Source organism: Luteimonas saliphila (assembly GCF_016774335.1).
Lineage (GTDB): Bacteria > Pseudomonadota > Gammaproteobacteria > Xanthomonadales > Xanthomonadaceae > Luteimonas > Luteimonas saliphila.
Genome location: NZ_JAETWA010000026.1, coordinates 106,470 through 125,031, shown reverse-complemented (window position 1 = coordinate 125,031; position 18,562 = coordinate 106,470). Strand labels below are relative to the sequence as shown.

At 65.9% G+C, this 18,562-nt stretch carries 19 protein-coding genes; 1 reads left to right on the top strand and 18 read right to left on the bottom strand.

The genetic code is table 11. The features are described 5' to 3' along the window. Positions 1 to 178: 178 nt before the first annotated feature. From JMO03_RS21485 to JMO03_RS21040, 10 genes are all read right to left on the bottom strand, one after another. Entirely contained in the window at positions 179 to 2,749 is a 2,571-nt protein-coding gene (locus JMO03_RS21485; protein WP_202841569.1) for a prolyl oligopeptidase family serine peptidase, read from the bottom strand. 34 nt (positions 2,750 to 2,783) lie between these two features. Next, positions 2,784 to 5,408: a TonB-dependent receptor gene (locus JMO03_RS06320; protein WP_202841567.1), complete on the bottom strand. Its 2,625-nt coding sequence runs from the start codon at positions 5,406 to 5,408 to the stop codon at positions 2,784 to 2,786. 123 nt (positions 5,409 to 5,531) lie between these two features. Further along, the gene (locus tag JMO03_RS06315; protein ID WP_202841565.1) at positions 5,532 to 6,524 is read right to left on the bottom strand and encodes a FecR family protein; all 993 of its coding nucleotides are present in this window, start codon (positions 6,522 to 6,524) and stop codon (positions 5,532 to 5,534) included. A 10-nt stretch (positions 6,525 to 6,534) separates the two neighbouring features. Next, positions 6,535 to 7,110 carry an RNA polymerase sigma factor gene (locus JMO03_RS06310; protein WP_202841563.1) on the bottom strand — a complete coding sequence of 192 codons (576 nt, stop codon included), beginning with the start codon at positions 7,108 to 7,110 and terminating at the stop codon, positions 6,535 to 6,537. Between the two features lie 178 nt (positions 7,111 to 7,288). Further along, on the bottom strand, positions 7,289 to 7,735 hold the full coding sequence (locus tag JMO03_RS06305) for a MarR family winged helix-turn-helix transcriptional regulator (protein ID WP_202841561.1): 447 nt from the start codon (positions 7,733 to 7,735) through the stop codon (positions 7,289 to 7,291). 85 nt (positions 7,736 to 7,820) lie between these two features. Then, positions 7,821 to 8,726, bottom strand: coding sequence for a P-type conjugative transfer ATPase TrbB (trbB, locus tag JMO03_RS06300; RefSeq protein WP_202841550.1), 906 nt, complete (start codon positions 8,724 to 8,726; stop codon positions 7,821 to 7,823). Positions 8,727 to 8,770: 44 nt separating this feature from the next. Then, on the bottom strand, positions 8,771 to 9,232 hold the full coding sequence (locus JMO03_RS06295; protein WP_202841543.1) for a ribbon-helix-helix protein, CopG family: 462 nt from the start codon (positions 9,230 to 9,232) through the stop codon (positions 8,771 to 8,773). Continuing rightward, positions 9,229 to 11,112, bottom strand: coding sequence for an IncP-type conjugal transfer protein TraG (gene traG / locus JMO03_RS06290; protein ID WP_202841536.1), 1,884 nt, complete (start codon positions 11,110 to 11,112; stop codon positions 9,229 to 9,231). Before traG ends, JMO03_RS06295 begins: the two co-directional genes overlap by 4 nt. Before the next feature lie 144 nt (positions 11,113 to 11,256). After that, positions 11,257 to 12,264, bottom strand: a complete 1,008-nt coding sequence (locus JMO03_RS21480) for a DUF3363 domain-containing protein (RefSeq protein ID WP_202841534.1) — start codon at positions 12,262 to 12,264, stop codon at positions 11,257 to 11,259. A gap of 288 nt (positions 12,265 to 12,552) precedes the next feature. Beyond that, the gene (locus JMO03_RS21040) at positions 12,553 to 12,732 is read right to left on the bottom strand and encodes a hypothetical protein (protein ID WP_238345939.1); all 180 of its coding nucleotides are present in this window, start codon (positions 12,730 to 12,732) and stop codon (positions 12,553 to 12,555) included. A gap of 923 nt (positions 12,733 to 13,655) precedes the next feature. On the opposite strand from JMO03_RS21040, the gene JMO03_RS06280 reads away from it, so the two are divergent. Then, positions 13,656 to 14,147 carry a GNAT family N-acetyltransferase gene (locus JMO03_RS06280; protein WP_202841533.1) on the top strand — a complete coding sequence of 164 codons (492 nt, stop codon included), beginning with the start codon at positions 13,656 to 13,658 and terminating at the stop codon, positions 14,145 to 14,147. Here JMO03_RS06280 and JMO03_RS06275 read toward each other — a convergent pair. From JMO03_RS06275 to JMO03_RS21475, 8 genes are all read right to left on the bottom strand, one after another. Continuing rightward, positions 14,144 to 14,773 carry a lytic transglycosylase domain-containing protein gene (locus tag JMO03_RS06275; RefSeq protein WP_202841531.1) on the bottom strand — a complete coding sequence of 210 codons (630 nt, stop codon included), beginning with the start codon at positions 14,771 to 14,773 and terminating at the stop codon, positions 14,144 to 14,146. The genes JMO03_RS06280 and JMO03_RS06275 overlap by 4 nt on opposite strands. Continuing rightward, positions 14,770 to 15,279, bottom strand: coding sequence for a S26 family signal peptidase (locus tag JMO03_RS06270; protein ID WP_202841529.1), 510 nt, complete (start codon positions 15,277 to 15,279; stop codon positions 14,770 to 14,772). The genes JMO03_RS06275 and JMO03_RS06270 overlap by 4 nt, the downstream gene beginning before the upstream one ends. Continuing rightward, positions 15,276 to 15,728: a DUF2840 domain-containing protein gene (locus JMO03_RS06265; RefSeq protein ID WP_202841527.1), complete on the bottom strand. Its 453-nt coding sequence runs from the start codon at positions 15,726 to 15,728 to the stop codon at positions 15,276 to 15,278. The genes JMO03_RS06270 and JMO03_RS06265 overlap by 4 nt, the downstream gene beginning before the upstream one ends. After that, positions 15,725 to 15,967 carry a chromosome partitioning protein ParB gene (locus tag JMO03_RS06260; protein ID WP_202841525.1) on the bottom strand — a complete coding sequence of 81 codons (243 nt, stop codon included), beginning with the start codon at positions 15,965 to 15,967 and terminating at the stop codon, positions 15,725 to 15,727. The genes JMO03_RS06265 and JMO03_RS06260 overlap by 4 nt, the downstream gene beginning before the upstream one ends. Further along, a complete protein-coding gene (parA, locus tag JMO03_RS06255) occupies positions 15,955 to 16,605 on the bottom strand; it encodes a ParA family partition ATPase (RefSeq protein ID WP_202841523.1) in 651 nt (216 codons plus the stop codon). Before parA ends, JMO03_RS06260 begins: the two co-directional genes overlap by 13 nt. A gap of 241 nt (positions 16,606 to 16,846) precedes the next feature. Further along, positions 16,847 to 17,710, bottom strand: coding sequence for a replication initiator protein A (locus tag JMO03_RS06250; RefSeq protein ID WP_202841522.1), 864 nt, complete (start codon positions 17,708 to 17,710; stop codon positions 16,847 to 16,849). A gap of 9 nt (positions 17,711 to 17,719) precedes the next feature. Next, the gene (locus JMO03_RS06245; protein ID WP_202841520.1) at positions 17,720 to 17,947 is read right to left on the bottom strand and encodes a helix-turn-helix transcriptional regulator; all 228 of its coding nucleotides are present in this window, start codon (positions 17,945 to 17,947) and stop codon (positions 17,720 to 17,722) included. Positions 17,948 to 18,059: 112 nt separating this feature from the next. Then, a complete protein-coding gene (locus JMO03_RS21475) occupies positions 18,060 to 18,548 on the bottom strand; it encodes a DNA -binding domain-containing protein (RefSeq protein ID WP_202841518.1) in 489 nt (162 codons plus the stop codon). Positions 18,549 to 18,562: the final 14 nt, after the last annotated feature.

Below are 18,562 nucleotides of genomic sequence, written 5' to 3'. Positions count from 1 at the left end.
CTAGACTTTGTCCATATTTAGCGCTGGCGAGAGCAGCAAGCCAACGTTTCGAAATTTTATCCGGAGCGCCAAGCTGTCAGCCTTCTCTCCAATTCATGAAGAGGACATTACCTGACAGGCCAGGGCAAAATACGAGACGTTTGAGTCGGAAGCAGCGGCATTAGGTGGCGTCGAAAAATCAATTCTGCGCTTCATCGGCCTTGGCTTCGATGATCCGCATGTCCTCGGCATAATCGAATGGACTGACCATTGCAGGAATGGGATCCGCGCCCTTTCCCAGCACAAAGAAATCAAACCATTGCAACAACCGACTTTGCAGTTCGAGCATGTACTTTGGGTTTTCCACCTGATGCTCGTCTTGGTCGATCAGCACTTCGATCGGCACGCCGTTCTTCCTCAGAGAATAAAGCAACCTGTAGGTCGTAGCACTGCTCACTCCGTACTGGTCCCAGCCGGATCCAAGATCGATCCGCTTCAATGCGTTCGGCCCATTGCGTGCCGCCCAACGCAGCAAAAGTGGCGTGCGGATCGCATCTGGATCAGCCCAAGGCCTGAGTACCGGATCGTTGCCGATCATGCGCGTCATGATGTCTGCGCCATACCAAGGCCTGAGCACATCTACGTTTCCCTCATGGTACGGAACGAATAGTTCCGGCATCAGGATGTCGCTGTCGTTGATGAGGGCCGCCTTGAAGCGTGCGCTATGCGAGATGCTGTAGTAGGCTTCGTCGCCGCCGTGACTGTGGCCAATGACACCGAGCCGATCGGGATCGACCCATCCCCGTGCGACAAGCATGTCAATCCCAGCAAAGACATCGAGATCTAGGTGACGACCATACTGCCCGACGAAGGCACGGTTCGCAGCCACGCCTGCGCCTTCAGTGCCGCGGTGGTTGGCCAAGAGAACAAGGTAACCGGCGGATGCGTAGATGGCGCCCGGCGGCCCCCCCACCGCGCGTCCGCCGCCGTACATCGGATCGAACCGGTCGGAGAAGCGAGCGGTGCTCAAGGCGTTCCCGCCCGCCAGCATAACCAGCATCGGGTAGCGTTTCTCGGGATCAAAATGCGGCGGCTTGATTAGGAAGCCATCGACTTCATGTACATCATCGCGGCTGCGCCAGTTGAGGTGCTCCACCGTGATCCCGGCTGGATTCCTCCACTCCACGCCCGGCGCAGATATCAGTGCCCAGCGCCTGGTCCTAGAATCCCAAACATGAACTTGAGGCGGCGTGTTCGCACCTTCGAAGATTGCCGCGATGTGGGTTCCGTCCACAGAAACGTCGCAGTGTGTGATAGCGAGCCCAGGTAATCCAAGAGCGACCGGCTGCATCGTGGATCGTGGGATTTCCGAAAGCGTCAGCAGGAGCGGATCGTACTGGTAGACCACTCCTGGGCGGTCGGCTGCAAATATCCACGAATCCAAGGGCATGACCGCTGAGGCCGGCTTGACTGAAGAGTTACCAGCAGAGTCGCCTTCCCCATCGTCCCTGTCATGCCACGATAGTTCCCCCCAATCTCCGTGCATCGGCCAATTGGAGGTGGCCGCGGTGCCTTGGACGATCACCTGAGATTTACCGCCGCTGTCCGCCGTCACGCTTGCGATTCTTCCCACGCCGGTAGCGGGCAGCAACACGGCCGGGCTGCCGTCGCGGCCCACCACGTAGACGCTGCTGCGGGCATCGCGATAGCGCGCCACCTCCGGGTCGCCTTCGCGCAACTGCCAGCGGAGCTTGGCATCGTTCAGTCCGGCCACGATCGGATCACGCAGGCGTACCCATGCCGCGCCGTCTTTTTCGAACCGCCAGTTGAGCTGACCCGGCGTCCATGGATCCTCGCCGCGCTCACGCTCGAGCGCTACAGCACCGATATCGGCAGCGCGACGCGGATACACCTGCTCGACCTGGCCATTCCGGAGATCAATCGCAACAATCCGGTTCGGTCTAGCGGGAACGGTATCGGCCTGACCATCGACAGCCACCTGGTCGCGACTGAGGATCCAGGTCCAGGCGATCTTTTCGCGTTTGGGCTTCCCGTCGCGCTGATAGCCGGCGGGGATGGCTTCCAGTCCGAGCAAGACCTGACCCATCGCGGCATCCCAATGCCAGTCGGTCACTGATTCCTTTGCGTCGTCGGTCGCGGAAAGTGCAGGCAATGTAATGCGTGTCGCTAGCGCAGTGTGTTCTGTCGCAAACACCAGCAACGCAAGGTTACCGTTCCGCTGCTCAAGCAAGGCGACTTGACTGCCGTCGGCCGACCAGCGCGGCGCGAGTCGGCGCCCGATCCGGAACACATCGAGATCGGCGCTGGACGCGAGATCGCCAGTCAGCGGCAACGGGATTCTGGTGGCTTTCGCAATATCCTGCAGCCACAGCGTCCACGTCGGATTGGCACTTAGGCGATCCGAGTAGCCGACCCCGTAAGGGGGGAGATGCAGTGCCTCAATATATAGCACTTTTTCACCTGCCGGCGACAAGAAGACTTCCTGCGGCAGTGGTGGCAGCGGCGTGGATCTCATAGCCGTGAGCAACTGCTCTCCACGGATGGGCAGGACAGCCTCGGCAGCATTCGCCGCCGCGCTCAGCAAGATCAATCCAACAACCGCAGCCCAGCGTAGGCAGCACAGCGCTGGGCAAGCTGAGAGAACGCCATTAGAGGGCATGCGCTGCACCGATTCGTCTTCGATCAGATCTTCAATCGAGTTGATGGCGCGTGACCTCATGAGGCGACATTGAATGAAAGATGGCTTCACAAGGAATGTCTCTGCTGATGGCGTGCCGGGTCCACTACCAGTGCTTGGATACCGACACGCTCAGATAGCGGCCCATGACTGACGTATTTGTCGCGTCATAGCGCGGCACAAATTCCGAGGTGTATGAGAATAGCGACGGATCACGGTCGAACAGGTTCTGTGCTGACAGCGAGAATTCAAGATTCGACCATATTCCCGCCTGCTCACCGATTTGGTATTGCAAGTTTGCATCGAAGGTAGTGAACGAAGCCGTCTTCTCCACTGTCCCAGCCGACCAAAAATTTTCGCGCACGCCGTCGGTATAGTTAGCGAACGTGGATACGGTGAATCCGCCCTGGCTCCAGACCGCACCGATGCGGGCGTTTATCTCGGCCGGGTTGTAGATCGAACCTGACAGGTCATGGCTGCTTTGCGACGAGGTGGTCTTTTGCGAGCTGTCCAGCCAACTGGCCGAACCGCTCAGTGTCAGGCGGCCGTCACCGAGATCCTGTCGGTAGGAGGCGGATAGGTCGATGCCACGGATCCGCTGCCGCGACGCATTGACATACGTGTTGAAGAACATCGCCACGACCTTTTCAGGATCGTAAGGTGCCTCGACATAGTTATAGAAGACAGATCTGGAAATGGCTTCGGCCAGTTGGTCGGGCGTCGGCGAATAGATCACGAACTCAGAGTAGATCGGGTTGCTCAGGGCCTCGGCACTATTGCCAATCGGCATAACCACGCGATCGGTATAGTCGATTTCGAACCAAGTCAGTTCGGTTTCCAGTCCGGGCAAAGCTTCGGGATGGAATGCCAGTGACGCAGTTAGGGTTCGTGCGCGCTCCGGACCGAGATCAGGATTGCCGCCACCGGTTGACAACACTGTGGCATCGGCCGGGTAGCCCGTACCACCGTAATATTCTGGAAGATCGAGATAGGCCGCCTGCAGGGAATAGCGCTGGTTTAGGGTCGGCGCCTTGAACGAGCGCCCCCACGATGCTTTCAGCGTGACATCCATACTTGGGCCATAGACCAATCCGAGCTTGGGCGTGATCACGCTACCGAAGCTGTCGTAATCCTCGCCGCGCACCGCAGCCGTCATAGTCAAGCGCTGTCCCGCAGAGGTTCCAGTATCGGACCCGATCAACGGCAGGTTCATTTCGGCGTAGGCAAAGCGGCTACTTTCGTCACCATCGGCAGCAATCATGCCTGTCTGCTGGATGTTGATAAGGAGCCTGTTGGTTCTGTAACCAGCACCTAGGGCCAATCGCGCATCCCCCCCTCCCAGCGCGAACAGCGGGCCTTCAGCTCCGAACTCGTAGCTACGGCTCTCGTTGCCATAGCCCGTCCTGATCATAGGTGTCGACACACCTTCAGGAATGGTTACCATGTCGGCATTGTTCTGGGTCTCATCCTTGCCCCAAGTCGCGCCAAGCGAGAACAGCCACCCGTTTGGCATCATAAAGTCGACGGTCGGCGACACCAGCGAAGTCGTGGTCCTAGGTGTGTAGTGGTAGTACATTGTGGTATAGCCGGCGTCGTACACCTGATCGCGTTCTGTACGCAGCGCGTCCAGCCGAAACTCAAAGAAATCACCGAACGATTGGTGCACGCTGACCAATCCGCTACGCGCGTCGCTGCCCGGATAGATCGAGTACGGATTGGGAAGGTTCGCTGCATAGTCGCGCTGGTCGGCATAGATGGGGTCGACCGAAGCATCCTTGTAGGTCGCGATGACACCGCCGCTGGACCAAGCCGCGCCCGCAGTTACGGTGTACTCGCGCGTGGTCATCCCGCCCTTAGCCGTGTCACCGTACCGCGTGCCCACGGTCACCCCATCGAAGTCGCGCTTAAGAATCACGTTGCCGACACCCGCCACCGCATCGGAGCCGTAAATGGCCGACGCACCGTCAGGCACGATCTCAATACGGTCTACGGCTTCTATCGGGATCGCACTGATGTCTACCGACTGTGCACTGCCGCCATAGGCCATGCGCCTGCCATTGAGTAAGGTCAATGTGGCGTCCGGCCCCAAGCCGCGTAGATTCAGGCCGGAGCCACCAGTCTGGTTGTCATTGGCGACGTTCCCCAGCGAGGCAGACGTGGCGAGCGCGCCCGGGTTCTGGCCGCCTTTGAAATTCTGCGGCAGGCTGCGGATCACCTCGCCCAAATCGGTGAAGCCTTCTTCTTGAAACCGCTGCTCGCCGATCACGATCGTGGGAGAAGCACTAATACCACCCCGGATGCGAGTCCCGGTTATGGTCATTGTGTCCAGTTCCTTGACCTCGGGTTCCTTCGCTTGCGTGGTTTTGGGGATATTTTTCGGCGCGGCCTGCGGCTCCACCGCTGGCGCGGCAGCCTTCTTGATCACCACTGTCCTGTCGTTGACACGCTCCGCTTCCAGTCCACTGCCCTGCAGTAGCTGCCGTAAGGCCTCCATTGGCGCAAAATTGCCTGTCAATCCACTACTGCGCTTGCCCTTCAGTAGCTCAGGCGGATAGATCAGCTGGATGCGACTTTCAGTGCCAAACCTGGAGAGCACGCTCTCCAGATCACCCGCCGCGATACTGTAGGTCTGCGCCTGGCTTTGCGCGAATGCCGTTTCCGGATACGCCAACGTACCGCCCGCCAGCAGGATCGCGTTGAGAATGGCGACCCGCAGTGTGTTCTTCCCCATGCCGTTTCCCCGATTGTGTCAGTGGAGCGACGTTCTCAAGACAGCACGATGACGTCGACGCCCATAAGACGGAACCGCAGAAATTTTTCCCTACCCCCACCCAATCGTCGCGCGTGGTTCATGCTAATCGCGCCGGTATAGGACGATTTCATCGGCCGAAGGACGTTCGGCCCGCAGCGACCAGCCGCGCTCCAAGGCCAGGATCAGGGAGTCCGGGTCGTTGCCGTAGAACTGGCCGCTGATCTGCAACTCGTTTAGCGCCGGCTGGCCGAGTCGGATCTGGGTGGGGTTGTAGCGGTTCATCTCCTGCACCACCTCATCCAGCGGGCGGGCGCGGAAAACCAACTGGCCGTCGGTCCAGCCCAGCGCCACCTCCGGATCGAACGCGCCTCTGGCCCAGCGCTCGCCGGCGTTGAAATCCAGTTGTTCACCTGGCGCCAGCCGGGCCGTCCGCGCCGGGCCGTCCGCGGCCGGTGCGGTCACCTCCACCACGCCTTCCATCAGGGCCACCTCGACGTAATCGGCATGCCTGCGGACCTGGAAGCGGGTGCCGAGCGCGCGGATCGCGCCGATATCGGTCCGGACGACGAACGGCCGCCGCGGCTGCGGTGCCACCGAGAACTGCGCCTGGCCGCGTTCCAGCATCACGTCGCGCTGCAGGCGGCGGTACTGCACACGCAGCACCGAATCGGTGTCCAGCAGCACGGTGGAGCCGTCTTCCAGCATCAGCGTGCGGCTCTCGCCAACGGCGGTGGCGTAGTGCTGCTCGGGCTGCGCCGGGTTCCAGGTGCGCCAGCCGATGCCCAGCGCCAGGACTAGGCTGGCGACGGCGGCCAACCCTGCAAACCGCTGCAGGAGGCCCTGCCGCCGGCGCCGGCGCTCGATGCGCTCGCGCGCCGCCCGTGCAGCCGCCCGCAGGCGTGGGTCGGCGCCGGCCTGCCCGGCCAACGAGAACATCCGCTCCACCTCGGCGTAGGCGGCAGCGTGTGCCGGATCCGCCAGCCGCCAGCGTGCGAACGCGGCGCGGTCGGCACGGGTGCAGTCGCCCATCTGCAGGCGCATGAACCAGCGTTCCGCCTCACCGTGCTCGACCTGCTGCCGTGGCTCCGAAGTCATGTGCATGTCCTTATGACGTAATTGGGCCCGGCCTACCCAACTGCCGGCGCAGCGCCGCCAGCGCGTTCGCCATGTGCTTCTCCACCGCCTTGGTCGAGATGCCGCAGGTCTCGGCCACCTGCACGTAGGTCATGCCCTGCACCCGGTTGAGCAGGAAGATCTCCTGGCAGCGCGGCGACAGCGTCAGGATGACCTCGATCACCGCGTCCAGTTCCTGCTGTTGCACCAGTTGCTCGTCGTGCCCCGGCGCGTCCGTCGGCACGGCGTCCAGCGAGTCGTCGGTGACGTGTTCGGCCGCGTGCCGGCTGCGGGCGTAGCGATGCTGGTCGTTGGCGACGTTGACCGCGATGCGGTACAGCAGCCGCTTCCAGGCCTCCGGCGGCTCGCTGTCGCGATAGCGGATCATCCGGATCAGGCTTTCCTGCACCGCATCCTGCGCGTCCTCGTCGGTGGGCAGGCGGGTGAGCAGGAATTTCAGCAGCGCCTCGCGCTCGTCGCGCAGGAACGCCTCGAAGCGCTCATTCAACGGCGACGCGGCGGCCTCCGCCACCGCGCTGATCCAGGCTGGTTGGATGCCGTTGGTCATCTGTTCCGATCTGCCTTGTCCCCGCACCAAGCAACGCAGTCAATCGTTGCGTTGGAAACATGGACCTGAGGCCCGATCATCGAGTGAGCCCCGATGCAAATCAAGCATTTGCGGGGCTTCAGGCGAACTTGGCCCACCTTTCCGAAGAAAGGTAGGGAAAGCCCGACCTTCTTACGTCTTATGAAACTGGGCGAGAGAATTTCTGCACGTTGGTGGCCAGCGCGCCCAGGCTTCTCCCCAAGACGTGCAGATCGTCCGCAGTCATGACTTCGCGGTAGCTCGACGCCCCTTCCTCGCGGCCACGCGCCTTCTCCAGGAACCGCACACCGGCATCGGTAATGGAAATGGCGCTCAGCCGCTTGTTGTCCGACATCCGGCGCATGTCGGCCAAGCCGGCGGCGACCAGACGGGTGATCGCCCTGGATGCGGCCGGTACGGACACCGCGGACGCTCGCGCGAGTTCGCGCAGGCTTATGGATGCATGGCGCTCGAGTTCTTCGAGTACGAACCACTCGCTCGCAGCCAAGCCATGTGCCGACGCACGACGCTCGATGTCGCGCGCGAGGATCCTGATGTAGTGATCGAGACAACTCACGGCTTCGACATCGCACAGCTTGCAGCTCATGCATCCACCCGTACGTGTGTTTAGACCCATATGGACGCGTTGCGAAGAGAGAGCCCCTACTCTTCCACGGTGCTACCGATGGCTGCTACGCAGACTTCAATCGGTAGTCCTGCCCGTCCAACCCGGTGACCCACGCGATCTCCCGCACACGTCGTGCGCCGCCCCGCCCCTCCAGGCAGACCACGAGATCGATCGCCTCGGCGATCAGCGGGCGTGGCACGGTGACCACGGCTTCCTGGATCAGTTGCTCGAAGCGGAACAAGCCGCCGCGCACGGAGTCGCCGTGGATCGAGGCGATGCCGCCCGGATGCCCGGTGCCCCACGCCTTCAGCAGATCCAGTGCCTCGGGGCCGCGCACCTCGCCGACGATGATGCGGTCCGGCCGGAGCCGCAGGATCGAACGCACCAGCCGCGCCATCGTCGCCACGCCCGGCTTGGTGCGCAGCGCCACGTGGTCGTCGGACAGGCAGCGCAGCTCGACGGTGTCTTCCAGCACGATCACGCGGTCTCGGGTCCCGGCGATCACCTCCAGAAGCGCATTGATCAGCGTCGTCTTGCCGGTGGACGTGCCGCCGACGATGACGATGTTCCTGCGTTCCAGCACCGCGCCACGAAGCACCTCCATCTGCGCCTGCGTCATCACGCCGTCGGTCACATACTGCGTCAGCGGGATCACGCTGCGGGCGTGCTTGCGGATGGCGAACATCGGCGCCCGCGTCACCGGCGGCAGCACGCCCTCGAAGCGTTCGCCGGTCTCTGGCAGTTCGGCCGACAGCACCGGATCGCCGGCGTGGACTTCCATGCGTACGTGGGCGGCCACCAGGCGGATGATGCGCTCGGTGTCCTGCGGCGAGACGATGACGCCGGTCGGCTCGCGCCCGCTGCGCAACCTGTCCAGCCACAGCGCGCCGTCCGGGTTGACCATGACCTCGACCACCTGCGGATCCTCCAGCGCCGCGGCGATGACCGGCCCCATCGCGGTGCGCAGCATGCGGATCTGGCGGCCGACGGCGATGGCCCTGTCAGTCGGTCCGGCTAGCTCGGATCCGCACACGTGTCGTCCTCCTGCCCGGGTTCGGCGAACACCGATTCGTCCGGCACGCGCTCCTCGATCGCCTGGCGGACCCGCGTACCGCGCTGCAGGTGCCGCGCAAGCTGTTCGATGAACTGCTCGAAGCGCGCCCTGCCCTGCGCCCGCGCAGCCGCAACGTGTGCCTCCGGCAGCGGCGTGGTGATCGAGAGGTAGTGGCGGATGTGCAGCGCCAGGGTTTCGGTGAGGATGGTCTGGTCGCGCTCCAGCCGCTCGAACTGGCGCGTGAGCCGGTCCAGGCGGCGGGCGACCGCCGCCTCGCGGCGATCGGCGTTGTCCGGCGACAGGAACGAGGCCAGCGCCGCCGCGACGATGCTGGATTTGGAGACGCCACGGGTGGCGGCCAGCTCGTCGAGGCGCCGGGCGTGTTCGCGCTCGAGGAAGATGTTGAGGCGGCTGCGGCTCACAGCGGCAGCCGCTCGTAGCGGACATCGTCGGCGCCGTCGCCTGGAAGCTCCGCTTCCGTCGCTTCGCCCGGATCGTCGTCCGGTACTGCGCCACGGTCGATGATGCATCCCGCCCAGTCGTGCGGACGCGGCGCGGGCGCGTCGGCGTAGTCGCCGCCCGACAGTGCGACGGGCGCCAGCACGCGTTCGGCCAGGTTGTGATCGGTGAAGTACCGCAGCTTCCGGGCGCGCAGCGGCGGATGGCCGGCGACCAGCACCAGTTCCTCGTCCGGCGGCAGTTGCATCACCTCGCCGGGCGTCAGCAGCGGCCGCGGGGCCGCCTGCTGGGACACGTTCACGTGCTCCAGCCACGGCGACATGCGGTCGCCGCCGTAGCTGCGGCTGGCGCGGACCTCGGTCGCCGTGCCCAGCGATTCCGACAGCCGCTTCGCCGTGCGCTCGTCGTTGGGCGCGAACGCGACGCGGACGTGGCAGTTGTCGAGGATGGAATTGTTCTGGCCATAGGCCTGCTCGAGCTGGTTGAGCGACTGCGCGATCAGCAGCGCCCGCATCCTGTAGCCGGCCATGAACGCCAGGGCCTCCTCGAAGAAGTCCAGCCGGCCGAGCGCAGGGAACTCGTCCAGCACCCACAGCAGTCGGTCTTGCCCGTCAGCATTGGCGGACGGAGCGCGCCACGGCCACCAGCGCCGCGGCGCCGCGTCTACCGGCGGCAGGGTTTCGGTCAGACGCCGGCCGATCTGGTTGAGCAGCAGACGTACCAGCGGCCGCGTGCGCGAGATGTCCGACGGCGGCACCACCAAGTACAGCGAGACCGGCAGCTCGGCCGTCATCAGGTCGGCGATGCGCCAATCGCAGCGGGAGGTGACGGCGGCGACGGTCGGGTCGTGGTACAGGCCGAGGAAGCTCGTCGCCGTGGACAGCACACCGGAACGCTCGTTGGCGCTGCGGTTGAGCATCTCGCGCGCCGCCGAGGCGACGACCGGATGCGGCCGGTCGCCCAGGTGTGGCGTGCGCATCATCGCGGCGAAGGTGCGCTCGATCGGGCGTGCGGGATCGGACAGGAAATCGGCGACGCCGCGCAGGCTCTTGTCCGGCTCGGCGTAGAGGACATGCAGGATGGCGCCGACCAGCAACGCGTGCGAGGTCTTCTCCCAATGGTTGCGCCGCTCCAGCGCACCCTCCGGGTCCACCAGCAGGTCGGCGATGTTCTGCACGTCGCGCACCTCCTGCGCGCCGCGGCGGACTTCCAGCAGCGGGTTGTACGCCGCCGAGCGCGGGTCCGTGGGATTGAAGTAGAGGCAGTGGGAAAAGCGCGAGCGCCAACCGGAGGTTAGCTGCCAGTGCTCGCCCTTGATGTCGTGGATGACCGTCGAGCGCGGCCAGCTCAGCAGCGTCGGCACCACCAGCCCGGCGCCCTTCCCCGACCGCGTCGGAGCGATGGCCGCGACGTGCTCCGGGCCGTCGTGGCGCAGGTATTCGTTGCCCAGCTTGCCGAGGAAGATGCCCGAGCGCGCGAGCAGTCCGGCCTCTTTCGCATCGGCCTTCATCGCCCAACGCGCAGTGCCGTAGGTGGTCGGCGGTGCCTGCCGGCCGCTCCAGGCGCGACCGGCCATCGCAACCGCGGTGGCGAGCAGGCCGCCACCGGCCGCGATCAGTCCGCCGAGGTTGAAGGTGCGCGGCGCCAGCGCGTCGAAGGCCAGCCACCACGGGAACAACTGCCAGGGCGGGTAGACCGGCATGCCGTTCACCACGAACCACGGTGACCCGAGGCGCTGGGCGTAGCGAAGCGTATGCGCCACCCATTGTGTCGCCAGCCACAGGCTCGCCAGCACGATCGCGACGACCAGTAGTCCGTGAACCCATCGCCTGCTGCCCGACATTGCATACCTCGGCTCCCGATCCGCGAGCCTTGGCATCCTTGCGGCCAGCGCCGTTGCTGTGGATGGAGAAACCGCCACCTGTCCCGCCTCCTCCGGGTTCCCCCATAAGACGGTGCGCGCATCGTTTTTCCCTATCCGTGGGCACTAGCGGCCGAGCTGCGGTGTGCGCTGGATCACGGCGAGGACGCGGTGAGGCGCCCGCGGCATCTGGCGAACCGATACCTGTGCCCCGCGCGGATAGCGCGATAGGTCCACGCGATTGCCGAGGTCGACGTAGTGCGCGCGGCCATCCGCGCCGGCGACGATGAGATAGCCGCGCTCGTGCAGTTCGTCGCTGAGGCCGCTGGCGAGAATCTTCCCCTGCAGGGTACGCCCGCTCGCCGGATCCCAGATGGCGTGCTCTTGCTGATGACCACCGAGCTTGCGCTGCATGGTGCGGATGATGTCACCGCGTTCACCCATCGTCCGCAGGATGCGTTCGGCATCAGGGTGCAGCGACCAGGCGGCGCCGCGCTGGCGCTCGGCGAGACCCAGTTTCGACAGATGATCCAGGCGGCCGATCAGCTTGGCCCGATGCCGGCGCTTGCCGAGGTCGCCGGGCACATCGCGCAGATTGACGATGCCGTCCTGTGCGCTGCCGGTGAGCGCGCGATCCAGCGCGGTCCAACGATTCTGCTCCACCTCGCGGCCAAGCTGCCGTTCGATCTCGCGTTGGGTGCGCGGACCGAGCCAGTCGGTCGCCAGTTCCGCGGCACGCTGGCGCATCCCGTGGCTGATGTACTCGCGGGCGATGATGAGGTCGGCACCGAGGTCGTCCTTGCCGCGCAGGACTAGGTGCGTATGCGGGTCGTCGGTGTCCCAGTGGTTCACCGCCACCCAGTCCAGCTTGGTGCCGAGGTCGCGTTCGACTTGCGCCATGTGGGCGCGGGTGAACGCGGTCAGGTCGCCGATCTCGTTGCCGTCATCCGGCGAGAGGATGAAGCGGAACTGGTGGCGGTCGCCACGCCCGCGCTGCTCGAAGGCGTCACCGTCGGCACGATCCGTCTCCGGGCCGTAGAGCTGACCACGACCGCCGTCGCGGGTCACGCCGTCGCGTTCGATGTAGCGCAGGTGCTTCTGCGTGGAGCGCTCGCCGGCGTGCTTGAGCACCACCAGCCGCGCCTTGACGATGGCGCGGCGCGAGCGCGGACCGAGCGACTGTCCGGCTAGGCGCGCGGCGACGTGGCCGCGGCCGCGACCCGCGCCTGCGCGCGCGCCGACGGACGCCAGCAGCCGCTTCGGCGAGCGCCCCGCCTTCGACGTGGCCTTCAGGACCTGGCTGATGAATCGCGGTGTGCGTGCCGAACCGTGGTCGCGCGGCGGCGCCGGGCGCGCACGGAAGTACTCGTCGTCGCGGTTAGCCATGGCCGGCATCCTGCCGGCGGCGATGACCGACTGCGGTCAGGTCTGATCCGAAGCCGCCCTCTTGACCATTTCCTGCCGGTAGTCCACTACACCGCTGACGTAGAGGATCATCTGCGCGCATAGCCGCGTGCCCCAGAACCAGGGAAGGAAGTCGCGGGCAAATTTTCCCGCCATCTCCCGCGTGACAGTGAACTTGCGATTCCATGTCGCCGGCAAGGGAGGATGGCGGTCGCGCCGAAAACTCCACTTTCCGCTGTGGCTGAACGCATTGCGCAGGTGTTACGCGACCGCGAACCACTCTTGCTGTGACAACTCCTCCAACTCGCCTTTCCACCGCGCGTAGGCCCGCATTGCCTCGACGCTGTCGCAGATCATCTTCTCGTAGACGACATCCATCATCGCCGTCGCCGGCCCGTCCTGGATGGCATCCCCGAACTGGATGGTCAGGCTGAGGCGGTGCGGATTTGACGCATCTCGCGGGATGACCTGGAATCCCGACTCGTGAAAGACGACCTGCTACTCCGTTAGTGCCAGCCCGGTGAGTGGCGAGGTCAGCAGCGCATACGACGCCGCGCTGCAGTGAAACATGTCGCGAGCAAGGTAGAGACGCTGAAGCGCAGTGTCTTTTAGTGACATCGACATCCCTTCCATGTCTGGTGCCATCCACCCTACAGCCGAACGGAAGGCTTCGCCACGCGATCGCGGAGCTTGGCGAAGTGGGGCGTGCGCCGGCGCGGACGGCACGCACGAACGCCAGTGCAGACAACCACTTGCAGGATGCGACGGCACGTGAGCCATTCCCTGCGTGCCGTGACAGACCCAGACCGGACAAGCACTTGTCCCCGCGGCCGTGCCGCCTCCTTCTATCTTGCCTGCCCCTGTCCTGCTCCTTCCCGCCGATCTCCGGACGCTCATCCGCTAACTCACCGTGCGCCGCAGTGTGGACAAAGGTCATGTGGGGGATTCGCCCTTCCATGCGTCTTATAGGAGGCAGCACGGGCTTCTCTCTCTCCGCTGCCGACATCCAAATGCAATGCCCCATTCCCCGGCGGCCTCCCCGTCGCCGGGCTTTTTTTCGGATCGTGCGACTGCCGACGCGATGCGAATAGAACACGGAACCACAGGACAGGGAACAGGAAATGCAGTCGCCATTGCAGGTTAGGCTTTTGTCGGGAGATGATGCGGCGGCTTACCAGTTGCTGCGCGCGCGGTCGCTGGAGGAACTCGCGCATCCAGTCGAGCCGCAGGTGTTCCGCGAGCTCGAAGCAGGTGCCGGAGGAATGAGTTCGCTGCTTGCGAGCTACATGGCCGAGGATGTCCAAGTCTGGGGCGCATTCGACGGCGAGACGCTCGCCGGTGCCGTTGGCTTGTCTCGACGATCCTTCAGCGGTTACGGCAACATTGGCCTGCTGTGGGGCGTGTTCGTGCTGCTGCGCTATCGCGGCACGCCAACCTCTCGCCTGCTGATGGATGCGGTTACGGAATACTGCACAGCGGACACCGGCATCCGCCAACTGCGCGCCAGTTGCACGCGAGACAACCTTGCGGGACAGCAGTTCTTGAAGCGCTTCGGGTTCGAAGTGATCTCCGGTGGGGCCGTCCCCGGAGTGACCATGCGCCGGCTGATCTAGCGATTCGGTTCCGTGCGCGATGCCTGCGCATGCCGGAGCCGTACGAACAAGCGGGCATCGTGCTCCAAAGCTTCGTCATTGCGACGACGCGCGGTCAACGCGAATAGTGGATCGTGCGATTCGCCGCCCTGCTCCGCCACGATGGTCGCATCGGTAAGGCCAATGCCGGCCGACACCTGCGCGACATAGCGATGCGTTTCCGCCGGCAGCGGCGTGCCGTGTGTGAGGTGCACTGCATAGCGGCCAGGGCCAGCGTGGTAGGCGGCGAACGCGCTGGGTACGCCGAAGCGGTCGTGCATCTCACGCAGGTACGCAGTGCCGGCGAGGATGTTCTCGCGCGGGTCGTGGGGGTCGTCGCCGAGGCTGTGCTTCGCGCGCAGCTCGGCCCAGGTCGCCGGCATGAGCTGCATCAGCCCCATCGCACCGGCATGGGACGTCGTCGGCCGTCCGTCGAGATGCGTGCAGCCGGCGCTCTCGGCGCGCATGACCGCGCGGATCCACGCTTCCGGAACTGCGTATTTGCGGGAGGCCTCGGCGATGTGCGGCTGCCACTGCGCGATGCCGCAGGCGTGCGCCGGCCCAGCCGTGCAGGCCGCGAGCAACAGCGCGACCGCGATGCGGCTCATCGCGTCCACAGCGGCACCGCCTCGCCGAGGATCGCCTCACGCCGCACCGGGCCGAAGTAGCGGCTGTCGAACGAGGCCGGGGATTCCGACGCGAACAGGAACACTTCGTCGGCGACGAGCGGGCGGCAACCCGGCCAGGCCGCAAGCGACCGGCCGCGGCCGTCGCGCGTGCGCAGCACGGCGACCACGCGCCCGTCGATGCGTACGAGTCCGTCGCGGACGCACACGTGCTGCCCGCCGGCGGCGCCGATGCGCTTGAGGATCAGCAGGTGCTGCGGCAGGTAGCCGCGCGCATGCGCGAGTTGGGCGGCGTCGGACGGCAGCCGGGCGAAGACCGACGTGCCTGGCCGCAGCTCGCGCGCGGGCCGCTGCAGGTACCAGCCGCGCGGCGCGCTGTCGCTGGGGTTGTAGACCAGCCAGGTTGGCCACGACAGCAGCGTGGCGGCGATCAGCGCCACTGCAGCGGCCGTGACGGCGAGCAGGCACTTGCGCCGCACGCGCGTCATGGCTGCAGCGCCTTACGGCGGAGCATCGCCGCATGTTCGGCCGCGGCGTAGACGGGCAGCGCGACACCGGCGACGAGGCGCTGGTGCAGCACGCACCAGTAGTCCTCGCTCACGTCCTCCGGCGGGATGCGCTGCGCCTCGATCGCCGCGATCGCGTTCAGCGCCTGCGCGGTCTTGGCCGTCGTCGTGGCGTGCAGCAGTAGCTGCGCGCCCGGCGCGATGCCTTCCAGACACACCACGCGCTCGCCGGGGCCGGCGGCGCGCAACACCGCAAGCCGCTGCCGGCCATCGGCCCGGTGTTCGACGCGGGCGAAGATCGCGCCGGGCGGGAAGTAGACGCAGCGGGATCGGTCCTCCGGTACGTCCTCCCAGAGCGGCCGGCCGAAGCGCAGCCAGACCGACAGGTAGTCCGGCACGCAGGTCAGGGCGACGCGGGTCAGGGGCGTCATGGCGCGTCCCTGCCCTCGCCGAACTCGCGTTCGAGCAGCGTGCGCAGCATTTCGGCAACAGTGAGCTCGCGCTGGAAGGCGATGACCTTGATCCGGCTGCGCAGTGCGGGCGTGACGTCGACGGTCATGCGCGCGGTGAAGCCGTCGCTGCGACTGCCGCCGCGCACCCAGACGTCCGCGTTGGCCTCGCGCGTCGGTCGCGGCCCCAGGCCGATGCGACGCGTGTTCACCGCAGCCATCCGCGCACTTCGTCGCCGAAGCGCGCGATCTCCTGCCCCGCCGGACAGGCGTCGTCGATCTCGTCGACAAGCTGTCCGAGCGCGGCGGCTTCGGCGAACACGACGCGCTGGCTGACGGTCGAGGCCAGCACCGGCATCGCCTGCGGCGTGGTGTCCTGTTCGAGCGCCTGGCGTACCTCGCGTCCGATCAGCGTGCGCACGACGCAGCGGTTGACGATGAAGGCCGCCTTCAGCCGCGGCTTGAACAGCCGGGCCTCGTTGACCAGGGCGACGATCTCGCTGGACGCCCATACGTCGTAGGGTGAGGGCTGCACCGGGACGAGCACCAGGTCCGCGGCGAGGATCGCCGAGCGCGCCAGCGCGGTGACGCGCGGCGGGCCGTCAATGACGACGTGGTCGGCGCGACGCGCGAGCTCCGGCACTTCCTCGTGCAGCGTCTCGCGCGCAAGGCCGACGACGCCGAAGCGTCGGCGCCAGCCGCCGTGGCTGCGCTTCTGCGCCCAGTCCAGCGCGGAGCCCTGCGGGTCGGCATCGATGACGACGACCTGCTTGCCGCCCGTGCTGAGTTCGCCGGCGAGGTGGGTGGCGAGCGTGGTCTTGCCCACCCCGCCCTTCTGGTTGAGCAGCGCGACGATCATCGGCGTCTTCCTCCGATGTGGCGGTGGAAGCGGGTTTGATGCGCGGTCGATTCTTCGTGTGGGCACAGTTGTCCACCGCAGCGGCGGACGCCTACCACCGTTATGCTTTTAAGCGTTAGAGCGTTACGGTGTGCGCAAGTGCGCGTGCGTGTTGAATTTTTCGCGGGTTCGCACGTGTGATAGCACGAGGATTCCACATGTGATAGCACGAGTGTCGGCACGTGTGATGGCACGACGCTATTCACAAGCTTTCCCGGCGTTGCCCACAGTGCCGCGGCGGCACGCGTGCTGCGAACGGCACGCGACGGAACAGGAGCGTTTCGTTCGCCATGCGATCGCGCTTCACGTGGAGCATGTAGCCGGGCAACGGTTGTCGCTTCTCTATCCGCCGCAACCAGAGCGCGAAGTCGGCATAAGCCATCTGGCTGCCGGACTTGGCGTGCAGGTGGCGGAAGTCGAAGCGCCAGCCGGCGCGTTGCGAGCCGCCGTGCTTGCGCACCAGCCGGTACAGCCAGCGCTCGATGCCGCCGGTGAGCCGGAAGTACGTCGGGTCGATCGTCAGCACCAGCGTGTGCTCGACGATGCCGGCGTAGAACCAGTCCGGCAGGATCAGTTCGACGCCGAGCGGCCGACCGCTGCGGTCGACACGCTCCTTCCACTCGTTGAGCCAGGAGAAGCGGTGCAAGCGCCGCCCCGTGCTCTCCCGGATCGAGGTTGCCACGCTGGTCGATTGCAGGCGGTCGAATGCGGCGCGTAGCCGCTGGTAGTCGCGCAGCGACGTACCGCGCCCGATGAAGCGCAGGATTTCGTAGGGCGTGGTCAGAATCCTGCGCGAGGTGGGCAGCTCGGCATCGTGCGCCTGCATCCACTGCGAGGCCGCCCAGATCAGCACGTCGGCATCCCAGATCGTGGCGATGCCGTGTTCGGCCGTGCCCTCCACCCGCACCGTCACGCCGCCGCTGCGAAAGTCGATCGGCCGGATGCGCCGCGACTTCGCCAGCGAGAAGAACGGCCACGCCATCAGATCCTGCGCGTCGCGCGGCGCGAAGTCGCCGGGCAAGGCGCGGAACCGCGTCAGCGGCGTGCGGTCGCGATCGGCGGACACGGCGCACGCTCAGCGCACCGGGTAGTTGGGGTCGGACGTGGATTCGCAGGTGCGTGCAGCCGACCATGTCTCCAAGTCGGCCACGGCGTAGAGCACGCGGCGGCCGAACTTGCGGAACGGCGGCCCGCCGCCGATCACACGCTGCTTCTCCAGCGTACGCGGCGAGAGTTTCAGCCAGGCGGCCGCTTCGGCGTTGGTCAGATAACGCGGTGCGCTCTCGGGTGCGGTCGATGCCATCGCGGCGTGCTCCGTCGGCGGCAGGCGCAGCGCTGCCGGTACAGGGCACGATGGCCGCGCGCAGCAGCGCAGCGAAGGGAGAATCGGCGCGTGCGCGCGGCTCTCCGCGTAGTCAGTCCAACAGGGTGCGGTATTGTCCTTCCATCAACACACGACCGCGCTGGATCAGATAGCGCACCTGCGCGCGCAGTTCACTGTCGGCGGTCCAGTCCGCGGTGACGCGCGCCTCGCCGAACACGGCGATGGCGATCTCGCGTTGCGAGGCGCCGGCGAGCGCGCCATCCAGCGCCTGTAGTGCGCGGGCGTAGACGACGGCGCTGCGTGACGGGCGCGACACCGACGTGCGCGTGCCGACGCGCGGTCTGCGCAACAGGCCGAACGCGAGGTCGAGCATGGCGCGCGCCGGCTGGACCTTGGCGCTGACCGGCACCGCGCAGGCGAAGCGGTCGCCGTCGTGCAGCGTCTCGGACAGCACCAAGCCGACCAGTTCGCTGCCGGCGCGGACGTGCAGGCGCAAATCGGCGCCATCGACCGTCAGCGCCTTGCCGCCGGGAATCGCCCAGAGGTCGAACCGCTCGGCGGCCGGATCGTCGTCGGGCACCAGCCGCGTCCATC

Coding starts and splice junctions, on each gene's coding strand:
- JMO03_RS06320 (WP_202841567.1), bottom strand. CDS start 5,408: ATGGGGAAGAACACACTGCGGGTCGCCATTCTCAACGCGATCCTGCTG.
- JMO03_RS06315 (WP_202841565.1), bottom strand. CDS start 6,524: ATGACTTCGGAGCCACGGCAGCAGGTCGAGCACGGTGAGGCGGAACGC.
- JMO03_RS06310 (WP_202841563.1), bottom strand. CDS start 7,110: ATGACCAACGGCATCCAACCAGCCTGGATCAGCGCGGTGGCGGAGGCC.
- JMO03_RS06305 (WP_202841561.1), bottom strand. CDS start 7,735: ATGAGCTGCAAGCTGTGCGATGTCGAAGCCGTGAGTTGTCTCGATCAC.
- trbB (WP_202841550.1), bottom strand. CDS start 8,726: ATGCTGCGCACCGCGATGGGGCCGGTCATCGCCGCGGCGCTGGAGGAT.
- traG (WP_202841536.1), bottom strand. CDS start 11,112: ATGTCGGGCAGCAGGCGATGGGTTCACGGACTACTGGTCGTCGCGATC.
- JMO03_RS06280 (WP_202841533.1), top strand. CDS start 13,656: ATGCAGTCGCCATTGCAGGTTAGGCTTTTGTCGGGAGATGATGCGGCG.
- JMO03_RS06275 (WP_202841531.1), bottom strand. CDS start 14,773: ATGAGCCGCATCGCGGTCGCGCTGTTGCTCGCGGCCTGCACGGCTGGG.
- JMO03_RS06270 (WP_202841529.1), bottom strand. CDS start 15,279: ATGACGCGCGTGCGGCGCAAGTGCCTGCTCGCCGTCACGGCCGCTGCA.
- JMO03_RS06265 (WP_202841527.1), bottom strand. CDS start 15,728: ATGACGCCCCTGACCCGCGTCGCCCTGACCTGCGTGCCGGACTACCTG.
- JMO03_RS06260 (WP_202841525.1), bottom strand. CDS start 15,967: ATGGCTGCGGTGAACACGCGTCGCATCGGCCTGGGGCCGCGACCGACG.
- parA (WP_202841523.1), bottom strand. CDS start 16,605: ATGATCGTCGCGCTGCTCAACCAGAAGGGCGGGGTGGGCAAGACCACG.
- JMO03_RS06245 (WP_202841520.1), bottom strand. CDS start 17,947: ATGGCATCGACCGCACCCGAGAGCGCACCGCGTTATCTGACCAACGCC.